The 22,879-nt window shown below is 71.4% G+C and carries 18 protein-coding genes; 8 read left to right on the top strand and 10 right to left on the bottom strand.

Going from position 1 to position 22,879, the window contains the following annotated elements:
• Position 1 precedes the first annotated feature (1 nt).
• The gene (locus ACZ7LS_RS07265; protein ID WP_385135161.1) at positions 2-1,003 is read left to right on the top strand and encodes an alpha/beta fold hydrolase; all 1,002 of its coding nucleotides are present in this window, start codon (positions 2-4) and stop codon (positions 1,001-1,003) included.
• Between the two features lie 84 nt (positions 1,004-1,087).
• Here the strand turns inward: ACZ7LS_RS07265 and ACZ7LS_RS07270 are convergent, their stop codons facing one another.
• The 3 genes from ACZ7LS_RS07270 to ACZ7LS_RS07280 form a co-directional block, all read right to left on the bottom strand.
• Positions 1,088-1,687 (bottom strand): DoxX family protein, encoded by a 600-nt coding sequence (locus tag ACZ7LS_RS07270; RefSeq protein ID WP_385135159.1) that lies wholly within the window; start codon positions 1,685-1,687, stop codon positions 1,088-1,090.
• Positions 1,688-1,906: 219 nt separating this feature from the next.
• Positions 1,907-2,251, bottom strand: coding sequence for a hypothetical protein (locus ACZ7LS_RS07275; RefSeq protein WP_385135157.1), 345 nt, complete (start codon positions 2,249-2,251; stop codon positions 1,907-1,909).
• A gap of 101 nt (positions 2,252-2,352) precedes the next feature.
• Positions 2,353-3,573, bottom strand: coding sequence for a threonine synthase (locus ACZ7LS_RS07280; RefSeq protein WP_385135156.1), 1,221 nt, complete (start codon positions 3,571-3,573; stop codon positions 2,353-2,355).
• A 219-nt stretch (positions 3,574-3,792) separates the two neighbouring features.
• Between ACZ7LS_RS07280 and ACZ7LS_RS07285 the strand changes: the two genes are divergently transcribed.
• The 5 genes from ACZ7LS_RS07285 to ACZ7LS_RS07305 all read left to right on the top strand — a co-directional run bounded on the left by ACZ7LS_RS07285 (position 3,793) and on the right by ACZ7LS_RS07305 (position 9,050).
• Complete coding sequence (locus tag ACZ7LS_RS07285; RefSeq protein ID WP_129770539.1) at positions 3,793-4,545, top strand: GntR family transcriptional regulator; 753 nt, start codon at positions 3,793-3,795, stop codon at positions 4,543-4,545.
• 388 nt (positions 4,546-4,933) lie between these two features.
• Positions 4,934-5,113 (top strand): SPOR domain-containing protein, encoded by a 180-nt coding sequence (locus ACZ7LS_RS07290; protein ID WP_356514563.1) that lies wholly within the window; start codon positions 4,934-4,936, stop codon positions 5,111-5,113.
• 59 nt (positions 5,114-5,172) lie between these two features.
• Positions 5,173-5,592 carry a (deoxy)nucleoside triphosphate pyrophosphohydrolase gene (locus ACZ7LS_RS07295; protein WP_382528383.1) on the top strand — a complete coding sequence of 140 codons (420 nt, stop codon included), beginning with the start codon at positions 5,173-5,175 and terminating at the stop codon, positions 5,590-5,592.
• A gap of 284 nt (positions 5,593-5,876) precedes the next feature.
• Positions 5,877-6,347 carry an ATP-binding protein gene (locus ACZ7LS_RS07300; RefSeq protein WP_382664412.1) on the top strand — a complete coding sequence of 157 codons (471 nt, stop codon included), beginning with the start codon at positions 5,877-5,879 and terminating at the stop codon, positions 6,345-6,347.
• A gap of 147 nt (positions 6,348-6,494) precedes the next feature.
• The gene (locus tag ACZ7LS_RS07305) at positions 6,495-9,050 is read left to right on the top strand and encodes a SpoIIE family protein phosphatase (RefSeq protein ID WP_382528389.1); all 2,556 of its coding nucleotides are present in this window, start codon (positions 6,495-6,497) and stop codon (positions 9,048-9,050) included.
• Positions 9,051-9,156: 106 nt separating this feature from the next.
• Here ACZ7LS_RS07305 and ACZ7LS_RS07310 read toward each other — a convergent pair whose 3' ends face one another.
• Together ACZ7LS_RS07310 and ACZ7LS_RS07315 are read right to left on the bottom strand one after the other, a co-directional pair.
• Complete coding sequence (locus ACZ7LS_RS07310) at positions 9,157-9,867, bottom strand: PspA/IM30 family protein (RefSeq protein WP_382528391.1); 711 nt, start codon at positions 9,865-9,867, stop codon at positions 9,157-9,159.
• Between the two features lie 102 nt (positions 9,868-9,969).
• Positions 9,970-12,036 (bottom strand): TPM domain-containing protein, encoded by a 2,067-nt coding sequence (locus ACZ7LS_RS07315; protein ID WP_385135154.1) that lies wholly within the window; start codon positions 12,034-12,036, stop codon positions 9,970-9,972.
• A gap of 259 nt (positions 12,037-12,295) precedes the next feature.
• Here ACZ7LS_RS07315 and ACZ7LS_RS07320 point away from each other — a divergent pair, with 259 nt between their 5' ends.
• Positions 12,296-13,372: a glycoside hydrolase family 18 protein gene (locus tag ACZ7LS_RS07320; RefSeq protein ID WP_385135152.1), complete on the top strand. Its 1,077-nt coding sequence runs from the start codon at positions 12,296-12,298 to the stop codon at positions 13,370-13,372.
• Between the two features lie 67 nt (positions 13,373-13,439).
• Here ACZ7LS_RS07320 and ACZ7LS_RS07325 read toward each other — a convergent pair whose 3' ends face one another.
• The 5 genes from ACZ7LS_RS07325 to ACZ7LS_RS07345 form a co-directional block, all read right to left on the bottom strand.
• The gene (locus ACZ7LS_RS07325; RefSeq protein WP_385135150.1) at positions 13,440-14,939 is read right to left on the bottom strand and encodes a glucoamylase family protein; all 1,500 of its coding nucleotides are present in this window, start codon (positions 14,937-14,939) and stop codon (positions 13,440-13,442) included.
• A gap of 234 nt (positions 14,940-15,173) precedes the next feature.
• Positions 15,174-17,027, bottom strand: a complete 1,854-nt coding sequence (locus tag ACZ7LS_RS07330) for a GH39 family glycosyl hydrolase (RefSeq protein WP_385135149.1) — start codon at positions 17,025-17,027, stop codon at positions 15,174-15,176.
• 131 nt (positions 17,028-17,158) lie between these two features.
• Positions 17,159-18,037 carry a carbohydrate ABC transporter permease gene (locus tag ACZ7LS_RS07335; RefSeq protein WP_382528406.1) on the bottom strand — a complete coding sequence of 293 codons (879 nt, stop codon included), beginning with the start codon at positions 18,035-18,037 and terminating at the stop codon, positions 17,159-17,161.
• Positions 18,034-19,008: a carbohydrate ABC transporter permease gene (locus tag ACZ7LS_RS07340; protein ID WP_382528409.1), complete on the bottom strand. Its 975-nt coding sequence runs from the start codon at positions 19,006-19,008 to the stop codon at positions 18,034-18,036. The genes ACZ7LS_RS07335 and ACZ7LS_RS07340 overlap by 4 nt, the downstream gene beginning before the upstream one ends.
• A gap of 5 nt (positions 19,009-19,013) precedes the next feature.
• The gene (locus tag ACZ7LS_RS07345) at positions 19,014-20,258 is read right to left on the bottom strand and encodes a sugar ABC transporter substrate-binding protein (protein WP_382528412.1); all 1,245 of its coding nucleotides are present in this window, start codon (positions 20,256-20,258) and stop codon (positions 19,014-19,016) included.
• A gap of 322 nt (positions 20,259-20,580) precedes the next feature.
• On the opposite strand from ACZ7LS_RS07345, the gene ACZ7LS_RS07350 reads away from it, so the two are divergent.
• The gene (locus ACZ7LS_RS07350) at positions 20,581-21,564 is read left to right on the top strand and encodes an acetylxylan esterase (protein WP_385135146.1); all 984 of its coding nucleotides are present in this window, start codon (positions 20,581-20,583) and stop codon (positions 21,562-21,564) included.
• The last annotated feature ends 1,315 nt before the right edge of the window (positions 21,565-22,879 follow it).

A 22,879-nucleotide genomic window follows, 5' to 3' on the forward strand; every position in this document is an offset into this window, starting at 1 on the left:
CATGACCGACTGGAAAAGCGAAGCCGAGCCGGGCCGGCACACGGTCGGCGACTTCCGCTTCGATGACGGACGCCACCTTGATGTGACCCTGGCGTATCACACACTCGGGTCCCTGGACACGGACGCGGGCAACGCCGTGATGCTTCTGCACGGTACGACCGGCTCCGGACAGCAGTTCCTGGAGCCGTCGATCGCCGACTTCCTGTTCCGGAGCGGAGGGCCCCTCGACGCGGGCAGATTCTTCGTGATCATGCCGGACGCCATGGGGCACGGCGGATCGAGCCGCCCCCGCGACGGGCTGGGGCCCGACTTCCCGCGCTACGGCTACGGCGACATCGTCGAGGGGCAACACCGGTTGCTGGTGCAGGGGTTGGGCGTCGAGCGCCTGCGACTGCTGCTCGGCACCTCGATGGGCGGGATGCAGACATGGATGTGGGGTGAGCGGTATCCCGACGTTCCGCGGGCGCTGATGACGATCGCCAGCCTGCCCGAGCGCATCACCGGGCGGAACCTGCTCTGGCGAAGGATGCTCATCCATCTGATCGAGTCGGATCCCGGATACGCCGACGGCCGCTACAACAAGCAGCCGGCCGGACTCGGCCACGCGATGGCGCTGTTCCAGCTCATGGCCGGAAGCGCGGGGCGCATGGCCTGCGATCTGCCCTCCATCGACGCCGCCGACACGCAGATCGACCGAACCGCGACGCAGGCGCTGGACAGTGAAGACGCCAACGACGTCATCTGGGAGTTCGACGCGTCCCGTGACTACGATCCGGCGCCCGGACTCCCGGCCATACGGGCACCGCTGCTGGCTCTCAACTTCGAGGACGACGGGCTCAACCCCGTCGAACTCGGAGGTCTTGAGCGAGCCGTCGCGAAGGTTCCGCACGGACGAGGCATGACCCTTCCGGCCGGCCCGAAAACGCGAGGGCACCAGACGCTGCACGTCGCCGAGATGTGGTGCGACCACCTCGGGGAACTGCTCGCGCGGACCGAGCGCTGATCCGGGGCTGGCCCTCACTCCGGGGCTGGCGCTCACTCCGGGACTGGCCCTCACTCCGCGGCTGGCCCGCACTCGACGTGCCTTTCAGGCGCCGTTCGCTCGTTCCGGCTCCCCGTACCGCGGGCCCGCCCGCCACAGCGCACGCCGCGTGGCCAGGCCTCCCAGCACCCCGGCCGCACACCCGACGATCCCGGCCGCCGCGGGCCACTTGACGCCTGCCAGCCGGTCGAGCGACCAGTCGCCCGGCCCGGCGAGCCCGGTGACGGCCGCGGCCAGGATCAGGACCAGCGGGTACTCGTATCCGTCGTTCTGGACCCACGGCCCGTGCGGCAGCTTCACCGTGACCGCGACGGTCATGACGCCGGCGACGGCCGCCACCCCGAGCGGTGTCAGAAGCCCGGCCCCGAGCAGCAACCCCCCGCCGGTCTGGCCGATGCCCGCCGCGACCGCGGTGAGCCGCCCGCCGCGGAAGCCGTCGTGCCGGAACTCCTCGGCGCCGCCCGCCAGGCCTTCTCCGCCCAGCCAGTGCGTCGTCTTCTGCAGTCCGTGGGCGGTCATCAGCCCTCCCACGACGACGCGGAGGGCGAGCAGCCCGGCGTTGGTGCGCCCGGCGCCCGGGGCGGCCGTGCCCCCTGCCGCGCGCAGAGAACGCTGTCTGATGGTGGTGGGATGTGGACACCGCATGGTCACCCTTCTTTCGCGCGCCGCGGCATGACCGGTATCCGAGGGTGTGCGATTTGTCGCTTTTAGTACAGCGTCCAGTACAGCGTCCGTATGTCCGGCACGCAAGCCGTGGCTGTTCTGTCGCCGGAGACGCCGCTACCGGCCGGCGGCCGGCGAGCCGGCCGCCGAGGCGGCATGGCCTGGCGTGCCGTCGTACGCGCTCACCGTCAGCGGGCTCCGTCAGCCGTACCGGCCGTGAGTTCGCCGATCCCCGATCGGCCTCCGCCCTCCGGCGCGTGCACCGTCACCCGGACATGCCGGCGGTCGGGCGCCGGTCTCGGCGTAACCGGCGCCCGTGGGTGGTACGCGCGTTCCGAGACAGCCGTTTCCGGTGTACGCGTGGTAGCCGTCGGCGGAGTCGAGCCGGGTGGCGGCGGGGGACCAGCCGGGGTCGGCCTCCTCCCCGCAGCGCGGGGCGCCGGTCCCGCCGTCGGCGTACGAGACCGGGGGGACGGCGACCACGAGCGCGCCCGCGAGAAGGGGCGTGAGGAGGCGCGCGAGGACGTCGGTACGCGAGAGGCTCACCGTACGACCGTACGACCGTAGGAACGTCGGTACGGTGCGGGTGGGGGGCGGGCAGGGCGCGTGGTGAACGGCTGAACGGCCTTCCCCGTCCGGCACGGCGCCTACGGGGCGGCCTGACCGCCCGTCCCAACTGCCCCGCCCGCCCCGGCGGCCGGCGCGAGCCCGGTCTTCGCGCCCGCCCCGCACAGCGGTACGACGACGGAGAGGTCCATGCGAGCGGCCTGGCCGGCCCGGTCCGCCCGGTCGGTCCCGTCCGCGCCGTCGGTCCCGTCGGCACCGCCGGTCCCGTCGCGTACCGCCGCCCAGCAGGCGACGGCCGTGGACTCCACGAACAGCCCCCGGGATGCCAGATCGAGCTGGGCTGCCCGCAGTTGATCCTCGGTCACGGTACGGAACGTGCCGCCGGAGGCCCGCACCGCCCGCAGGATCTGCCGGGCGCGCGGCGGGTTCGGGATGGCGATGCCCTCGGCCAGGGTCGCCAGGGTCGGTGCGCTCCCGGCCGGCGCGGGCAACTCCTCGGCGCCCGCGCGGAAGGCGGTCGCGAGAGGTGAGACCGCCTCGGCCTGGACGGCGATCAGCGCGGGGCGTTCGCCGATGAGCCCGTGCGAGGACAGTTCGTCGATCGCGAGCGCCGCGCCCAGGAGCAGGGTGCCGTTGCCGACGGGGACGACGATCGTCTCCGGGAGCCGTCCGCCGAGGTCCTCCCACAGCTCGTAGACATAGGTCTTGGTGCCGTGCAGGAAGTACGGGTTGTACACATGGCTCGCGTAGAACGTGCCCGGCTCGTCGGCTGCGGCGCGGGCGGCCCGCGCGGTGGCCTCACGGTCGCCGGGGACGCGTTCGAGACGCGCGCCGTGGGCCCCGATCTGCTCGGTCTTCTTGGGCGAGGTGGTCTCGGGCACGTACACCGTGCAGGGCAGCCCCGCCCGCGCGCAGTACGCGGCGATCGCCGTGCCCGCGTTGCCGCTGCTGTCGGCTATCACACGCTCGGGGCCGAGCCGTCGCGCCAGCTCGGCGAGCATCACGGCGCCGCGGTCCTTGAAGGAGAGCGTCGGCATCAGGAAGTCGAGCTTGGCGGAGACGGACGAGGTCAGCGGTACGAGCGGGGTACGGCCCTCGCCGAGCGTGGTGACCGGCGCCGCGAGCGGCAGTGCCTCCGCGTACCGCCAGAGCGAATCAACCCGGGAGGAAAGGGACTTCAGGGGTACGGGGGACGCCTCGAAGTCCAGATCCCAGGGCCCGCGGCAGACGGGGCAGCACCAGGCGAGCGAGGCGACGGGTGAGCGGGTGCCGTCGGCCGGGCAGACGTACATCGTGGTCATGATCGTCAGCATTGCAGTTTCCCGGGCCGCACGGCCCGGGGCGGGCCCGGTCGCGCGGTGGTGCGCCCGGCGTGACAGCAGGGCGCGATGGGGCGCACCTGCGGTAAAGGCCTGCTTAAACGCGAGTAATCACTTCGGGTGAAACTTTGGCCCATGCTTGCGGTGATCAACCGACGGTTGCCACGCTGTTGCTGTCTGTCAACCTGATGGGAGTGGCCCGTGGCCTTCGGTGAGCAGCCCGCCTATCTCCGCGTCGCGAGCGATCTTCGCGAGAAGATCACCAATGGCGCTCTGCCGCCGCATACCCGGCTTCCCTCGCAGGCCCGTATCCGCGAGGAGTACGGCGTCTCCGACACGGTCGCGCTGGAGGCGCGCAAGGTGCTGATGGCCGAGGGGCTGGTCGAGGGCCGCTCCGGATCCGGTACGTACGTCCGTGAGCGCCCCGTCCCCCGCCGGATCGCCCGGTCCGGGTACCGCCCGCCGTCCGGCTCCAGTCCGTTCCGTCAGGAGCAGGCGGCGACGGGCGCGCGGGGCACCTGGGAGTCCCGCAGTGAGCAGGACGAGGCCGGGCCGGAGATCGCCGCCCGGCTGGGGATCGAGCCGGGCGACCGCGTGATGCGTACGCGCTACGTCTTCCGGGAAGCGGGCGAGCCGATGATGCTCTCCACCTCCTGGGAGCCCCTCGCGGTCACGGGGCGTACGCCGGTGATGCTGCCCGAGGAGGGGCCGCTCGGCGGCTGCGGGGTGGTCGAGCGGATGGCGGCCATCGACATCGTCGTGGACAACGTGCTGGAGGAGGTCGGCGCGCGCCCCGGGCTGGCGGAGGAGCTCATGGCGCTCGGCGGGGTGCCCGGCCATGTCGTGATGGTCCTGGAGCGGACGTACTACGCGTCGGGGAGGGCCGTGGAGACCGCGGAGGTCGTCGTCCCCGCGGACCGGTACCGCATCGCGTACCACCTCTCCGTCAAGTGACCGTCGGTCCGTCGGTCCGTCGGTCCGGCCGTCCTGCCTGACCTGACCTGACCGGCGGCCCGGCGCGCAGAGAGCTGACTGCCCGGCGGGCGAGGGGAGTTGACGGCCCGGCACGCGCGGGGAGCCGACGGCGCGTACGGGCCGGCCGGACTTGCCCGCGTCCGGCCGTACGGGCATGATTCAGGGCCCGATCGGGCGCGCCGGGGCGGCAGGGGGCGCGCGCGGCCGGTTGCCGCCTCCGTTTTTCGGCGTTTTCTTGGCCGGATGCGTATCTCTTTGTACAAACCTGTATCCGCTCTGTGAAGGTCAGGCGTAGGCTCCGGCATATGCGGAATGCGGTTTCCCGAGGATCTTCGGAGAGATGCAGGTCGGCGCAGGGAGGAGCGCGATGAACGACGGCGGAGCCATGCTCCCGTGGCTCGTCATACGGGAGGACGACAACGGCAACCGCTATCGCGTCGGCAGATACGCCACCCAGGACGAGGCGCAGAAGATAGTCGAGAGCCTCGACGGCCGCGGACAACAGCGGATCTACTGGGTGGAGCGCGTCAGCCAGGCCGCAGGGTAGGCCGGTCTCCCGTGGCCGTACGTCACGCCCCTGGCCGAGCGCGCGTTACGCTCCGGCGCATGAGTGATCGTGTGGTGGTGGCGGGCGCCGTGTACGACCGGGGGCGGCTGCTGGCCGCCCGGCGCAGCGCGCCCCCCGAGCTGGCCGGCCGCTGGGAGCTGCCGGGCGGCAAGCTGGAGCCCGGGGAGGCCCCCGAAGAGGCGCTGGTGCGCGAGCTGCGGGAAGAACTCGGCGTGGAGAGCGAGCCGGTGGAGCGGATTCCCGGCGAATGGCCGCTCAAGCCCGGCTATGTGCTCCAGGTGTGGACGGCCCGGCTGCTCTCCGGCGAGCCACGGCCGCTGGAGGACCACGACGAACTCCGCTGGCTGGGCCCTGACGAGATCCATACCGTGGACTGGCTCGACCAGGACCGTCCGGCCGTGGCCGAAGCGGCCCGCAGGCTGTCGACCGCCCCCGCGCGGAACCCCCGGATCCCCTGAACTGGGCACCGGCCGGGGCGCGGAGAACGAGCGGAGGAGTGCGCGGGAAATCCGTGCGAAGGCCGTGCGAAATCCGTGCCACGTCTGTGTGAAGTCCGCCAGGGGCGCGTGAGGAGTGCGCGGCGGCGTGACGTGCGGTACGCCATGTGCGGAGGGGGCGTAGTCCGTTTGTGCCGGTGCGGCCTCCCCTGCGACGGCGGCTGTGACGGTAGCCGCGACGGATATCGGGTATGTGCTGATTAACCCCCCTAAACGGGACGCGGGTCTGCCGTCGGTCTGGGGAAGTGATCGGCTTGATCGACACAGAGGGTGACGCATGTGCCGAATGGACCTTCCCTGCCGAACTCGATGCCGTACGCTCCGCCCGTCATGCCGTCCGTGACACGCTCCGCGCCTGGCGTCTGCCGCCGTCGGTCGGCGATATGGCGGTCCTGCTGGTGAGCGAGCTGGTGACCAATTCCCTGCGTTACACCTCGGGGCCGATCGGGGTCAGGCTCGCCGTCCGCCCCGTCGAGCCGGGGCCCGGAGACCCGGGCGGTCCGGACGGCGCCGAGGCCGCCGCCGTCACGGAGCGTGCCGCGCTGCTGGTGGAAGTCTCCGACCCGCTGCCCGATCCGCCGACCGAACGTCCCGCCGGTCCCGACGACGAAGGAGGCCGGGGACTCCAGCTTCTGGCGGTTTCCGCCCGGCGTTGGGGTACACGCCGTGGGAAGACCGGCAAGACCGTGTGGTTCGAGCTGCCCCTCCCTGGTTAGAAGTCTGGGAGGGAGAACGATCACGACGGGCTCGGCTCAAAAAGAACGAGACCGTGCTGTGATCGTGAACGCCGTGTCGGCTGGGGCCGTAGTGCTGAATACTGCGGGCATGGCCGGTCCGGTGCGTGAGCTGGAGGGGACGGTCGCGTGAGCGAGATATCTGGGGCGGCGGGCGACGTCGTATGGCAGAGCAGTCCGCCCGGCTCGATCTATGACTACATCAAGGTCGCTTCGTTCTCGATCGGTCCGGACGGGCTGGTCGATCAGTGGAGCGAGCGTGCCGCCGAGCTGTTCGGAGTGGGTGCCGACAAGGTCAGGGGCCGGGACCCGGTCGAGGTGTTCATGCCGGCCGACCAGCGGTCGCGAGGCCACCGCAAGGTCAAGGAGATCCTCGACGGCAAGGAATGGACCGGGCTCGTTCCCTTCCGTACGGACGGCGGCACCGAACGGCACGGCATCGCCGAGGTCTATGTGATGCCGAGCGAGACGGAGCGTGGCGAACGCGCCGCGCTCTGTATCGTCGTCGACGTCAGGGCGCTGCGCCGGATCGAGACCGACCTCGCCTCCTCGCAGGCCATTTTCGGCCAATCTCCGTTCGGCTTCCTGCTGTTCGACACGCACCTCAAGGTCCAGCGAGCCAACCAGCGCTTCGCCACCGTCTTCGGCGGCCAGGCCAACGACCACCGCGGCCGTACGGTCCACGACTATCTCTCGCGCCCCGAGGCCGAGCGGATGACCGCCGCCCTGGAACGCGTCCTGAAGACCGGGGAGTCCGTCACCGACCTCCAGATCGTGGGCACCCGGCCGGGCGACGCGGAGCGCAGGCACTGGTCGGTCAACCTCTACCGCGTCCACAGCGGCTCCGGCCGCTCCATCGGGGTCGCCGGGGTCGGCACCGATGTCACACGCCGTCATATAGCCGCCAGGGAAGCCGCGAGCGCCCGCCGCAACCTCGCTCTCCTCAACGAGGCCAGCGCCCGCATCGGCAACTCCCTGGACCTGGAGACCACCGCGCGCGAGCTGCTCGGCGTGGCCGTCCCCGGCTTCTGCGACCTCGCCTCCGTCGACCTCTACCAGAGCCTGCTCACCGGCGAGGAGGCGCCGCCAGGACGCTGGGGCTCCTCGGGGGCCGATTCCGGCGGCGGCAGCGCCCGGCTCCGCCGGGTGGCCTTCGCCAGCGCCGTCTCCGACGTACCGCTGACAGGGCCGGGCGGCGAGGGCGACGGATACGTCCCGCCCGAGGTCGGCGCCGTCCACCGCTTCCCGTTCAGCTCGCTCAGCGCGGGCGCGCTGCGCACCGGCCGCGTGCAGACCATCCCCGGCGAGACCGGCAGCCTCGTCCAGTCCACGTTCGCCGTCCCGATGGTCGCTCACGACAGCGTCATCGGGCTCGTCCAGTTCTCCCGTACGAAGGGCAGCGAGCCGTTCGGGGAACGGGACCGGGCCCTCGCCGTGGAACTCGCCGCGCGCGCCGCGGTCTGTATCGACAACGCCCGCCTCTACCGGCGGGAGCACGAACGCGCCCTGATCCTGCAGCGCAGCCTGCTCCCGCCCGGCGACCCGGAGGCCGCGGGGCTGGACATCGCCTGCCGCTATCTGCCCGGCAACACGGCCACCGAAGTGGGCGGCGACTGGTTCGACGTCATCGAACTGCCGGGCCACCGCACCGCGCTGGTCGTCGGCGACGTCATGGGACGCGGCCTGCGGGCCGCCGTCGCCATGGGCGAGCTGCGCACCGCCGTACGCACGCTGGCGCTGCTCGATCTGGAGCCCGCGGAAGTGCTCTCCGCGCTGGACGAGATCGCCCGTGGACTGGGCTCGCCCAGCGGCGCCCAGCAGGCCTCGCGCGTCGCCCACAAGTCGCGCGACGCCGACCTCGCCGAGGTCTATCTCGCCACCTGCGTCTACGCCGTCTACGACCCGGTGACCCGGCGCTGCACATTCGCCAACGCCGGCCATCTGCCGCCCGTCCTCGTCGAACCGGGCGAGGAGGCGCTGATGCTCGACGTGCCGCCGGGGATGCCCCTCGGTGTGGGCGGTGAGCCGTTCGAGCAGGTGGAGGTCGATGTGACGGAGGGCGCGCTGCTCGCGCTCTACACGGACGGGCTGGTCGAGTCCAGGGACCAGCCGCTGGACGAGGGCCTGGACGCCTTCCGCGCGGCTCTCGCCCATCCGTCCCGGCCGCTGGAGGACGTCTGCGACCACGTGCTGAACACGCTCGACACCCGGCACGGCGAGGACGACATCGCCCTCCTGATGGCCCGTATCCAGGGGCTGCCGGCCGAAGCGGTCGGTGACTGGCTGCTGCCCCGCGAGCCGCGTTCGGTGGGCCGGGCCAGGGAACTCGCCCGTACGCAACTGCTCGCCTGGGATCTCGAACCGCTGGTGGACACCGTGGAGCTGCTCGTCAGCGAGCTGGTCACCAACGCCATGCGCTACGGCGAGGGGGAGATCCGGCTGCGGCTGCTGCGCGACCGCACCCTCGTCTGCGAGGTGTGGGACGCGGGGCTGGTGCAGCCGAGGCGGCGGCGGGCCCGTGACACCGACGAGGGCGGCCGGGGCCTCCAGCTGGTCGGACTGCTGAGCGCGGCGTGGGGCTCGCGCCGCACGCCGCGCGGCAAGACCGTCTGGTTCGAACTGGCCCTGCCCGACGGTGACTCGTCGGCCGAGCCGACCGTCGAGCAGCTGCTGAGCATGTTCTGACGCCGGGCCCGGGGCTGCCGGCCCACGGCTGTCGGCCTGCAACTGTCGGCTGTCGGCCCGGGACGATCGGGCCCGTGCCGTGCCGCGCCGTCAGTCGGCCTTCCCGTCAGCCGCTCTTCAGCGCCGCCAGCCGCGCCTCGACCTCCGCGCTGTCGCCGATGCTGTCCAACTGCTCGAACTGCGCGTCCAGCGACGAGGCGGCCAGCTCCTGCTTGCCCATCGCCCTCGCCTCCTCGCGCCGCACCTTGTCCTCGAACCGGCCGAGGTCGCTGGTCGGGTCCATGACGTTGATGTTCTTGACCGCGTCCATCATCCGGTTCTGCGCCTGGGCGGACTTGGAGCGGGCCACCAGCTCGTCGCGCTTCGCCTTCAGCTCGTTCAGCTTCGCCTTCATCCGCTCCAGACCGGTCTTCAGCTTGTCCACCACCTCCGTCTGGGAGGCGATGGTCGGCTCCGCTGTCTTCGCCTCCTTCTCGGACTGGAGCTGGCGTTCCAGCGCGACCTTGGCGAGGTTGTCGAACGTGTCCGCGTCCCCGGTATGTCCGGCCGCGCGCAGCTCGTCCGCCTTCTTGCTGGCCGCGAGCGCCTTCTCGCCCCACTCACGGCCCGCGGCAACATCCTCCGTGTGGTCCTGCTCCAGCAGGCGCAGATTGCCGATGGTGCCGGCCACCGCCTCCTCCGCCTCGGCGATGTTGTTGGTGTAGTCGCGGATCAGCTGGTCCAGCAGCTTCTGTGGATCCTCCGCCTGGTCCAGCAGGGCGTTGATATTGGCCTTCGCCAGCTGGCTGACCCGGCCGAGGATGGTCTGCTTGGTCATGGCTCTTCTCCTTATGGCCTTGTTGCCTCGTGGCCCCGTACGCCGTGTGGCCGTGTGGGGAAAGGTGACGGGGAATGGCGGTGGCGGGGAAAGGTGATGACGTCAGAACCGGCCGCCGCCACCCATCCGGCCGCGCGTGCCCCCGCCGCCGAAACTGCCGGGGCCGCCGCCGCCCCCGTAACCCCCGCCGAACCCGCCGCCGCCTCCTATGCCGCCTCCACCGAGGCCGCCCCCGCCGCCGAACAGGCCGCCGAGGAGGATTCCGCCGAGCACGGCACCACCGAGCCCGCCCCCCGTGCCCTGGACACCGCCGCCGCCGTACCGGCTCCCGAACGACCGCACGTCCTGCTCGGCGAGGTCCTGCGCCGTCCTGGCCAGCGCGTCCGCCCGCTGCGCCTCGGCCAGCGCGCCCTGCGTGTCGCCCGACACCGACGTGGCGTGCGCCAGCTCCAGCCGCCGCTGCGCCTCCGTCAGACGGGTACGGGCCTGGCTGCCGACCGCCCCGCGGTGCGTGCCGATGTAGTCGGCGGCGGCGCCGATCGCCGAGCGTGCGGTGAGCATCGCCTGATCGAGGAGCGTGCCGGCCCGGCGGCTGCCCTCCTCGCGCTCCCGCGCCCCGGTCAGCGCCTCGTCGAGTACCGCGTCCGCCTCCTCGACCCGGCGCAGCGCGTCGATCGGGTCGTACCGTCCCGAGCCCAGCTCGCGCCGTACCCCCGAGACCACCGCCTCGGCGCGGCCGATCCGGCCCTGGAGATCGGCCGTGGGCACCCCCGGCGTCGTGCCCTTCAACAGCCCGCGCGCGTCGGCGAGATCCGTCTCCGTCTCGGTCAGCGCGCCGGGAAGCTTCCCGGCCGCCTCCGTCAGCTCCCGCGCGCGCCGTTCGACCGTCTCGACGAGCGTGGTCGCCTGCCCGACGGCCGCCTCCGCCGCCCGCACATGCACGGCCGCCCTGCCGTTGTCGCCCGCGCCGGTGAAGCCACGTGCCTCGTCCAGGGCGGTGGACGCGAAGACGAGCCGGTCCTCGGCCTGCGTGACGCTGTCCGCGACGGGCGCGGAGGCCGAGTCGGCGTACCGCGCGCGCATGGTGGCGAGCGTGTCCCGCGCCGTCGCGACCCGCCCGGTCAGCTCGCGGAAGGTGCTCCCGACCGTCTCGACGGCCCCCGGCGCGTTCCGCTCCAGGGCCCGGAGCCGGTCGAAACCCTCGGACTCGGCGTCGAGCCGGCTGTTGGCCTCCGCGCAGCGGGCGATGATCTCGTCCAGCATCCGGCGGCGGGTCTCGTCGTCCTCCGGGAAAGCGTCGTCCAGTTGCTGGCGCAGCCGGAAGGCGAGCGTCAGCTGGCCCTTCGCGAAGGCCACGGCGTCGGTGAACGGCGCCGCCGCCTCCTCGCCGAACTGCGCCGTGGCGAAGCCCAGTTCCTCCTGGCTGGTGCGCAGCGCGTCGTCCGTCTCGACCAGGACCTGCTTCGCCCGGCCGTCGAGCTCGGGCAGCGGAGTCGGCGCCGGCCGCTCCGTACCGCCGGGGGAGCCCCAGCCCTGCCGCTCGCCCCTGGGTGTCGTACGGACCGCCATCCGCCGCTTGCGTTTGGCGAAGCTGTACGCGCCGATGGCCGCCGCCCCGACCACCACGACGACGGGCAGCACCAGATTGGTCGCCGCGCCTCCGTCGGCCGCCGGGCCCCCCGGGTCCGCCTCCCCGGGCGTGATGGCGGGCGTGGGCACCGGCCGGCCCGCGAGCACCGCGCCGAATCCGTTCGCTGCGCCGATCGCCGCGGCCGACCAGTCGTTCTGCCGCAGCGCGGGTTCGACGGCGGTGCCGGCGACCGTGGCGAGCTGGTCGGCGGTGAGCGGCGAGTCGATGTCCGCGGAGTAGGCGTACTGCCGGTCGTGGGTGGCGACCGCGAGCAGGAGGTCGTCACGGCCGAGGCCGTTGCGGGTGGCCGTCGCGTCGGCCCAGCTCTGTGGCGAGTGCCCGGAGAAGTCACGTACGTACACGACGAAGAGCTGCACCCGGCGGTCGTTGTAGAGGCGGTCGAGCGCCCGGCTCACCGCGGCCCGCTGATCGCCGAGCGCCCCCACCTTGTCGGTGATCTGGCCCTGCCGGTCGAGGGGGATCGGCTGTTCCGCGGCCGCCCGCTGAGCGGTGGGGACGACAAGCCACCACGCCGTCACCAGCGTGGCCAGGAGAACCCTGGCGGCTATACGGGTCCTGGGGCGACAGGGCGTGGGGCGACGGGACCCGGGGCGGCAAGGCCAGGGGCGGCTTACGAGTGACGTCACATTTGGGAGGTTATGTCCCGTCACCGGCGGGCGCGACCGGACGTAGCGCCTGCTGGAACGGGGTGCTGGGCCGTCATCAGGTGGCCCCCGGCACATAGCCTGAGCGTCTCCATGACCGGCCGGTCATGCGCACACGGGGGAGGTAACGGCTTTGCGTACACAGCTGCGCGGATTCGGACGGACACTGATACGGGCCTGGCGCGCGCCCCGCGCGCGGTGGCCCAAGCGGGTCGCGCTGGCGCTCGCCGTCCTGCTCCTCGTTCCGGCGCTCACCGGCGCCGCCGCCCTGCGCCTCACCTACGCGGGCGACCTCCAGGACGGCACCCGCACCCGTGGCAAGGACGCCATCTGGCTGGGCCACGCCTGGGTGGACGGCCGGAAGAAGGACGCCGATCTCGACGCCTTCGCGAAGCGGGTCCGTGGTACCGGGATACGCGACCTGTATGTCCACGCCGGGCCGCTGGAGCACGACGGCACCCTCCCCACGGCCCGCTACCCCCGGGCACGGTGGCTGATCGACGCCGTCCACCGCGAGATCCCGGGCGTACGCGTCCATGCCTGGCTGGGCGACAAGCTGGCGACCGAGACGCCCGACGGGCTGCGTCTGGAGCGGGCCGCGTCCCGCGCCGCCGTGGTGGGTTCCGCCCGGCAGATCCTGGACGCGGGCTTCGACGGCGTCCACTTCGACCTGGAGCCGCTGCACTCCGGCGACCGCGACTATCTCTCGCTCCTCGACGACCTGCGCGCCCTCACCCGGGCCCGGAAGGTGCCGCTCTCCATCGCCGCCCACCAGATCGATCCGCTGCCCGCGCTGCACTCCGTCGCCGACGCGCTGACCGGGCACCCCAAGTGGTGGTCGCAGGCGTTCTTCGCGCAGGTCGCCCGGCGGGTCGACCAGATCGCCGTCATGTCGTACGACACGGCGATGCCGCTGGAGAGCCTGTACGGCGGCTATGTCGCGCAGCAGACCACGCTCGCCCTCGAAGTCACACCGGAGGGGACCGACCTGCTGATGGGGCTGCCCTTCTACTACGAGGACGACCTGAGCCACCACGGCCACGCGGAGACCGTCGCGGCCGCGGTCCGCGGCGTCAGGCTGGGCCTGGGGCGCACGGACCGCGACCGGGACCGCTTCGGCGTCGCGATCTACGTCGACTTTGCGGCGACCGAGAAGGACTGGACGTCCTACCGCGACGGCTGGGGACGTCTGGACAGGACCGGCGAGTAGGTCCGGCGGGCGTGTCCGGCGGGTAGGTCCGGGGCCGGGGAGCGGGGTCCGGCGACTGGCTCCGGCCTCAGATGCTGAAGCGCTCCTTCGCCAGCAGCGGCCGTACCCGCGAGGCGAACCCGCCCGTGCGGAACGGCCGCTGGAGCAGTCCTGGACGCAGCTCCTGGGCGAGCGCGGCGGCGATCATGCCCTGGTCGAGGGCGAGGACGAAGTCGCTGACCCGGCCCGTCCCCACATTGACGGAGTCACGGAAGCCGTAGCGCTCGTCGTACGCGCCGAAGTCGGCCGCGATCGCCTTCAGATTGGCGATGGCCTCCCCGCGCGCCTGCGGCAGGGCGAGGAACGACGCGTGCGGGGTGACGACCCCGTTCGTGTAAGCGGACGCGGGCGGCAGCGGCTCGCCGTGGGTGACGAAGGTGCGGTCGGTGTTCGAGGCGTACCCGTCGGTCTGCATGCCGATCGCGTCGACGCCGTACTCCTGATAGCCGTCCTCGGGCACATTGGAGGGGGAGAAGCCCCAGTAGCCGTACCCGGCCTCCTCCAGACCGTGTTCGATCTGGGAGCGGACGTAGCGGCGGTGGGTGGTGCCCCAGGAGCGCGGCGACCACTCGGTCTCCGGCACGAAGAGCGGCACCATCAGCGCCTCGAACATCGAACCGCCCCAGGTGGGGACGAGCTTGCGGCCCCGGTAGGTGTAGTGGCCCTGCCAGAGGCGGACACCGTCGATGGTCTCGTACGCGCCGCCAGGCGGCTGCTCCTGGCCGTGCTCGGGGAGCATCGTGCGCAGCATGTGCCAGTAGTGCTCGCCGGGGAGCGTGCCGTCGGCGATGCCCAGGTAACTGGCCATGCGGGGTTCGGTGTTGAGAGCGCCGTAGTGGTGCGCGGTGGGTTCGCCGGTGTCGGTCCAGAAGCCGCCGCGCAGCTGGCCGGGGCCCTTCACCGGGTCGGCCGGGTCGTACGGCGTGTAGTAGTACGACCAGTCCGCGGTCGCGAGGATCGCGGCGACCCGGCCGCGCAGCCGCGGCTCCGCGTCGGCGGCGATCCGCAGGCCGGTGACGAGCCAGGCGTTGTCGACGGAGGAGAGGAAGGGGCGGACCGGGTCGCCGGTGCCGGGCCAGCTGGTGAGGACCGAACCGTCGTACGCGTCGTACCAGTTGAGCCAGAAGCCGTGGTGGCGTTCGAGCCGCTCGACCGCCGAGACGGTGTGCGCCAGCCTGCGGTACATGGTGTCCCGGCCGATGACTCCGAGGCCCGCGGCGGCGACGGTGGACCACAGGCCGCAGCCGATATTGGTCGGTGAGGTGTTCCGTGAGGGGACGGGCGTACCGGACCCGGAGACATCGATCTTGTCGGCGGTGAGACCGTGGTCGGTCGTCATCGCCTCGATCGAGCGGTAGGTGTCCTGGAACCAGCGGTGCAGCAGGGAGATGTCGGAGGAGGGCGCGGGGACGCCTCGTCCGGACGGGACGGGTGCGGCGGGTGCGGCGAGGGCGGGCGTGGATACGGCTCCGAGGGACAGGGCGGCGGCCCCGGTTCCCGCTGCGGCGAGAAACGTGCGACGGTCCATGAGAGTCCAGCTCCTGTTGGCGGGTGTGGAGTTGTGGTGGTGTGGCCGTGCGGTGGTGTAGTCGTGTGGCGGTGTGGTCGTGTGGCGGTGTGGCCGTGTAGGGGTGGTACGGACGGGGGCCGACGACGGTCAGGTGCCGTCGGCCCCCGGGTCTGTGGCGGCGGGCGGCTCGGCCGAGAGTGTCGGCCACGGGTTTCAGCCGCAGGTTTCGGCCGCGGGTTTCAGCCGCAGGTTTCAGCCGCGGGCGAGCCGCAGGAAGCGGATGCCGGGATTGGGCAGCTCGACGGTCAGCACCGCGGTGCCCCCGGCGTCCGCGGTGACGGGCGCGAGCGTCTCGACGGGCAGCTCGTCGGCGGCGCGCAGCTTCCGCCACTGCTGGTCATCGGGCCAGTCACCGCCGTCGAGGTCCTTCCAGACGGCCTGGATATTGGCATGGTGCTCGTCGACCCTGCGCGACTCGACGGTGTGGACGGCGCCCGGTTCGAGGCCGGTGACGCGGACGGTCGCGGCGCGGTCGAGCACGGCCGCGCCGTCGATCTTGGACTGGTCGAGGGTGCCGTTCCAGAGCAGGACGTCCACGGTGGAGCCGTCCTCCGTACGGGTGGCGAGGGACTCGACGAGCGCGCCCGCGCCGTCCCCGCCGACCGCCGCGGGGATCCGGCCGCCGGTGAGCTGGAGCTGGGAGAGGAGATACAGCGCCCAGAAACGCGGCTTGCGCAGATTGCCCACCGTCAGCAGCCCGAATCCGCCGTGGAACAGCCGGGGCGGCCAGCCCAGTTCCTCGAACTGGTCGGAGGCCACCCAGTAGGAGAGACAGTCGGTGGACGACAGCGCGCTCTTCATGCCGCGCAGCACGAACGGCGCGGCGAAGACGGAGTCGCTGACGCGGTGGAAGTGCGTGGGCGTGACGCCCCACTCCGTCCACAGGATCTTCGGCTCGGGCCTGCCCGTGGCCTCGGCGAAAGCGCGCGTCATCGGGCGGAAGTCCAGCGGGGCGTTGCCGTAGGTGTGGGTGGAGACGAAGTCGACCGGTACGTCGTGCTCCTGGCAGTACTCCAGCAGCGCGCCGACCCAGCCGGCCGCGGCGGAGGAGGGCCCGCCGACCTTGATCCGGTCGTCCACGCCCTTCACGGCGCGTACGGCGACCTCGTACAGCCGGTGGTAGTCGTCTTGGGTGCCGTTCCAGAACACCTCCAGATTGGCTTCGTTCCAGACCTCGAACTCCCAGCCGGCGACGGTGTCGCGGCCGTACCGCTCCTGGAGGTGGACGGTCAGCTCGCGGCAGAGATCGCCCCAGCGCTCCCACCGCGCGGGGGTGGAGACCAGGGCCTTGTAGTCGAAGACCGTGTACTGCGGGTCGGAGGCGAGTTCCCTCGGCATGAAGGACAGCTCGACGACGGGAGTGAGGCCGGTGGCCAGGAAGCGGTCGTAGACGGCGTCCAGACCGGAGAAGTCGAACGAGCCGTCGCCGCGTACGGTCACGGTCTCGGGCAGGAAGGTGCCGTGCGCGCGGACGGAGCGTACGCCGATCTCGTCGCGGACGATGGCCAGCGCCTCGCCGTACTCCTTGGCGACATCGGAGCCGCCCGCGCCCGGCTTGTCCCAGGTCAGCAGCGAGAAGTGCTCGGCGCCGATCATCCGGTTCCAGACGCCGGGGAGTTCGGTGGCCGGGGCCGCCGCGTCCACGGCCACGGTGACCTCGGCCGCGCGCGAGCCGGCGGCCCTGGCGGACCCGGGCACGGCCTCGGACAGGGCGCCGGCACCGGTGTCCGACCAGGTGGCGACCTTGTAGAAGTAGCCGCGGCCCGGCTCGGCCAGCGTGTCCGCGTACGGCGGGTGCGGTACGGCGAGCACATCGCCGCCGAGGTGGTCGAGCGGCTCGAAGGGGCCCTCGGCCGAGTCGGAGCGGTGCACCAGATATCCGAGCGCGCCCGGCACCGGACGCCAGGTCAGCAGCACATGGCCGGTGCCGTCGTCGGCGGACACACCGGCGGGGGCGGGAAGCTCCCCGATGCCGAGGAGCCGCCCGTCACTGGGCTTCCCGATGCGCGACTCCCAGTCGGCGCGAGCGGCGGACTTTTCGGTCATGACTGTACAAACCTTTTCTCGGAGGGGGGTGTGGAGCACAGAAGTGCGGAGTCACGGAGGCGCGCGGAGCCGCGAAAGCGCGCCGGAGATACGTGGAAGGGCCGGCCGCTACGTGAGGCCGGCCTCGGCGGTCATTTGATGCCTGCCGTGGCGATGCCCTGCGTGAAGTACCGCTGCAGCACGATGAAGACGAGCAGCACCGGCAGCACGACCAGCAAGGAGCCGGCCATCAGCATTCCGTTGGAGCCCTCCGACTGATTGGGGTCGGTGGCGAAGGTCGCCAGCGCCACCGGGAGGGTGTATTTGCCCGGATCGTTGGTGGCGATCAGCGGCCAGACGAAATTGTTCCAGGAGCCCAGGAAGGTGAGGATCGCGAGCGTCGCCAGGGCGGGTTTGACCAGCGGCATCACGATCCGCCAGAAGATGTACCACTCACCGGCGCCGTCCATCCTGGCCGCTTCCAGCAGCTCGTCCGGGATCGACTGCATGAACTGCCGCATCAGGAAGACCCCGAAGGCCCCCGCCGCGAACGGCAGCACCAGACCCGCGTACGAGTCGATCAGCCGCAACTTGCTCATCAGGACGAAGAGCGGCAGCAGCATCAGATTGCCGGGCACCATGAGCGCGCCGAGCACCAGCGCGAACAGCTTGTTCCGGCCGGCGAACCGCAGCTTGGCCAGGGCGTATCCCAGCATCGAGCAGAACACCAGATTGGAGACCGTCACCAGCACGGCGACGAGCACGGAGTTGAAGAAGTAGAGCGGCAGGTCGAGGCGGTCGAGCAGGCGCGAGAAGTGCGCCAGGGTCCACTCGGTGGGCAGCCACACCGGCGGGCTGGCCGCCAGCTCGCGGTCGGTCTTGAAGGCGGACAGCGCCATCCAGAGGAACGGCGCCGACATGACCAGCACACCGAGCGACAGCAGGACGTACACGCCGGTCTTCCCGCGCCGCCCGGTACGCCCGTTCCGGCGCGGCGTGGCCTGCTGGGCCGAAGTCTGCGCGGCACTCATTTCGTGTTGTCCTTCAGCAGACGGAGCTGGAGCACCGTAATGCCCATGATGACGACGAAGAGCACATACGCCATGGCGCTCGCGTAACCCATGTGGAAGAAGTTGAAGCCTTCGCGGTACATGTTCAGCGAGACGGTGAGGGTGCTGTTCGAGGGGCCGCCCTCGGTCATCACGAACGGCTCCTCGAAGACATTGAGGTAGCCGATCGTGGTGATGACCGTGGCGTACAGCATCGTCGGCCGCAGCAGCGGCACGGTGATCCGGCGGAACTCCTGCCAGAGACCGGCGCCGTCCAGCCGCGCGGCTTCCCGTACGTCGGCGGGAATGGCCTGGAGGCCCGCGATGAACAGCACCATGACCGTGCCGAGGTTGCGCCAGACCGCCATCAGGATCAGTGACGGCATGGCCAGCGCCTCGGAGCCGAGGAAGTCGGGGGTGGTGAGGCCGACTTCGGAGGCCAGGCCCGCGATCAGTCCTTCGGACGGGTCGAGGACGAAGGTCCAGACGACGGCGACGGCGACGATGCTGGTCACCACCGGGGCGTAGAAGCCGACCCGGAACAGGGTCCGCGCCCGGTCGATCCCGCTGTTCAGCAGGACGGCGGCGGCGAGTCCCGCGCCGATGGTGAGCGGTACGCCGATGACCACGAAGTACGCCGTGTTGAACAGCGCCTTCAGGAACTTCTCGTCGCCGAAGAGCTTGGTGTAGTTCTCGAAACCGATGAACTCCGCGGAGAGCGGGTCGGTCACATTGCGCAGCCCGAAGTCGGTGAAGCTCATGGCGAGCGTGGCGACGATGGGGAAGGCCATGAAGACCGAGAACAGCACCAGGAAGGGGGTGGAGAACAGCCACCCGGCCAGATTCTGCACGCCCAGGGAGCGCGGCTCACGGCCCTTCGCGCCGCTCGTCGGCGGACTGGCCCCGGCCGGCGCCGGGGCGGCGTCCGCGGCGGATTCGGTCGTGGTGGTCATGGCGGCTACTCCACGAGCCCTTCGATCTCGGACTGCGCCTTGTCGGCGGCCTCCTTGGCCGAGGACTTGTTCTGGGTCACCGCGCCGAGGGCCTCGTCGACCTTCGAGGTGATCTCGCTCCACTTGGCCAGGACCGGTGTGCCCTTGGCGGTCTCCATCTGCTCACGGAAGATCTGGAGCCCCGGGTCGTCGGAGAGCTTGCCGGAGTCCCAGGCGCTGGTGTTGGCGGGCAGATCGCTGGTGCGGGTGAACCAGTCCTTCTGGCCCTCGGTGTCCGTGAGGTACGTGATGAAGTCCTTGGCCGCGGCCTTGTGCGTGCTGTCCTTGGAGACGACCAGGCTGGAGCCGCCCGCCATCGAGACGGAGGCCTTGTCCCCGGGGACCTTCGCGACGCCCCACTTGCCCTTGAGGTCGGGGTAGTCGTCATTGATCAGGGTCATGATCCAGGGGCCGGAGAAGAACATCGGCACATCACCGGAGTTGAAGTCCTTCAGCACCTCGTAGCCGGGCGGGGTGCTCTTCTTGGTGAGCCCCTTGTCGAAGTACGAGGCGTACTCCGTCATGGCCCGGATGGATTCGGGGCTGTTGAAGACCGCCTTGCCGTCCTCGGACACGATCTCGCCGCCGGCCGAGTACAGGAAGGGGTACCAGCTCTGTACGGTGTCCAGGCCGCTGGGCTGGAGGTAGAGGCCCCACTTCGTACGGGCCTTGTCCTGGTAGGCGGTGGCGAGCTGCCCCAGCTCCTGCCAGTTGGCGGGCGCCTTGCCGACGCCGGCCTTCTCGGCGAGGTCGGTGCGGTAGTAGAGGACGCGGGTGTCGACGTACCAGGGGACGCCGTACACCTCGCCGTCCACCTCTCCCTGCTTCCAGGCGGCGGGGAAGAAGTCGTCCTTCTTGAAGACCTTCGTGTCGACCGGCTCCAGAACGCCCAGCTCGGAGAACTCGCCGATGTACGTGCCGCCCATCTGCGCCACATCGGGCAGGGTGCCGGCGGCGGCCGCGGAGACCAGCTTCTGGTGCGCGACGTCCCAGCTGATGGGGGTGACCTTGACGGTGATGTGCGGGTTGGCCTTCTCGTACACCTTGGCGACGTCCGCGAGCTTCTCGCCCTCGGCGCCCATGGCCCAGACGGTGAGCGTCTGCTCCTTGTCGGCGGCGACACCCTCACCACCCGAGCTTCCGCACGCGGTGAGTCCGAATGCCACCGCGAGCGCGGTGGCGGCAGAGGCGGTTCTGGCGGTGCGGTGCATGGACGGCTCCTCCTTGAGCTCCCCGATGTATGCGCTGCCTGTAAGCGCATACATCACTCTGTCGTCACGCTTCGGGAAACCGCAAGAGGTCGCTTGGTCACGCTCGTGCAACATGTGCGACATCTGTGCGTGCGATGGCTGTGGGTGCGGCGGCGGTACGGCGGGGGTGTGGGTGGCGGCTGTGCGTGGGGTGGCCGTGCGTGTGTCCACGCGTGCGGGAGGCGTACGTGCGGCGCGTGTGCGGGCGGCTTCCGCTTGTGTCCGGCCGAGTGTCGTACGGCCGGGCGTGTCCGGTTATGTCCTGTGGGCTACTGTCGTGATCATGTCCGCGTTCGTACACGGCTTTCCCTTTGATCCGGCGTATGGCCGGACCCTTGATGAGCTGCTCGTCATCGCGGCGCCTGCCCCGCCTGACGGGTTCGACACGTTCTGGCGGGATCGTTACGAGGCGGCGCTACGGGTGGGGGCGGCGCCGGCGGTGGGCCCCCAGGAGGACGCGCGCGACGGATTCCGGATCTTCGGGGTGTCGTTCACATCGGTCGGCGGGCTGCGCCTCGGCGGCTGGCTCGTCCTGCCCGCCGAAGGGCCGGTGCGGTACGGATTCGTCATCGGCCACGGCTACGGCGGACGCCAGGAGGCCGGCCGGGACGTTCCGCTTCCACTGCCGGGCGGCGCGGCGATCCTGCCGTGCGTACGGGGGATGGGGGCGCGCAGCCGCAGACCGGGCATCCCGGGGGACGCCGACCGCCATGTCCTGCACGGCGTCGAGTCCCGTGACACATATGTCATCGGCGACTGCGTGGCCGACCTGTGGTGCGCCGCGTCCGCGCTGCTCGATCTGGTACCGGAACTGGTGACGGCGGGAGGTCCCCGGCTGGGCTACGCGGGCGAGAGCCTCGGCGGCGGCCTCGGCGCGCTGGCACTGCCCTGGGACGACCGCTTCGCCTGCGGCCGGCTGACCGTACCGACGTTCGGCAACCATCCGCTGCGGCTGACGCTGCCCTGCGCCGGGAGCGGCGAGGCGGTACGGGCCCACTACCGAGATCACCCCGGGATCATGGACGTGCTCGCGTACTTCGACGCCGCCACGGCGGCGAGCCGGATCAGGATCCCGATGCTGGTCGCCCCGGCCCTGTTCGACCCATCGGTCCCGCCACCGGGCCAGTTCGCCGTCTACAACGCGCTCGCGGGGCCGCGTGAACTGCACGTACTGACGGCCGGCCACTTCGAGCACGAGGGAAGCGAACGGGAGGAACGGGAACTGCGGACGGCGGACGGACGCTTTTTCGGGGCGAGGCTGGGGTGAGGGGGCGGGGCGGCGGCGGGTGGGGGTGCGGGTCAGGACCGGGGGGTAGCCGGGGTGACCCGGGGCGTGTGATGGCGGGTGGGGGTGCGGGTCAGGACCGGGGGGTAGCCGGGGTGACCCGGGGCGTGTGATGGCGGGTGGGGGCCGCCCCTGATCTTTGAGTTTCGCGGTTGCGGGCCGGGCGTCAAGGGCGCTCCTCCGTCGCGTCGGCTGCGCCGATTCCGCTGCGCTCCACCCTTGACCCCCGCCCCTCCACCGCAAGTGCTGCTTTGAGGGGGGCGGCCCGGGGGAGGGGTCCCCGGGGGAAGCACCTCTGTTCCGGGGGCCGGTTGCCGACCGCAGGTCGGTGGGCCCTGCGGGGCTACGCGGCAGTGGTGTGGGGCGGCCCGGCCCCGGCTCGGCGACTGACCCCCGTGGAGAGCCGGGATTCATGCCCCGCTGGTGAGGGTGTGTGGGTGGTGGGGCGGGTGTGACGGGAGAGGCGGTGAGTGGGCCTCTGAGAGACCGTGATGTGCCGTGGAGCCAGGTCAAGTGGCCGCAGGACGCATCACCGGACCGAGGAGCCTCTGAAAGGCCCGCCAAACTGGGCATAAGGGGCAAGCTGCGGGTCTCGTCCACCTCGGGCTACAGGAGCAGCCGACAACGGGCCCTCACCAGCGGGGCATGCGCCCCAACCATCCACCCACGCAGGCTCGCCAAGCCGGTGCCAGGCCACCCCACTCCACTCCGCGCGCCAGCAGACGGCAGTGCGCCGGTCGGAGAGCCATGGAACGCCAGGGGGCCCGGTTAGCTGGCACCAGGACGCATGACCGACCCGACGACCCCCCGAAAGGCTCACCAAACTGGGACATAGGGTGCAAGCTGCGAGTCTCGTCCGCCTCGGGCTACAGGAGCAGCCGACAACGGACCCTCAGCAGCGGGGCATGCGCCCCAACTACCCACTCACCCCTGCTCGCCGAGCCGGTGCCGGGCCGCCCCACACCACTGCCGCGCAGCCCCGCAGGGCCCACCGACCTGCGGTCGGCAACCGGCCCCCGGAACAGAGGTGCTTCCCCGGGGACCCCTCCCCCGGGCCGCCCCCCTCAAAGCAGCACTTGTGGTGGAGGGTTGGGTGTCAAGGGTGGAGCGAAGCGGAATCGGCGCAGCCGACGCGACAAAGGAGCGCCCTTGACGCCCGACCCGGAGCCGCGACACTGAAACCCAAGGGGCGGCCCCCACCCGCCACCAAACCCCCCGGGTCACCCCGGTTACCTCTCGGTCCTGACCGGTCGTCGAAGAACCCTCCCGGACCAGCGGGGCATGCATCCCAACCCCC

The sequence above is a fragment of the Streptomyces sp. NPDC039430 genome, from assembly GCF_055639435.1.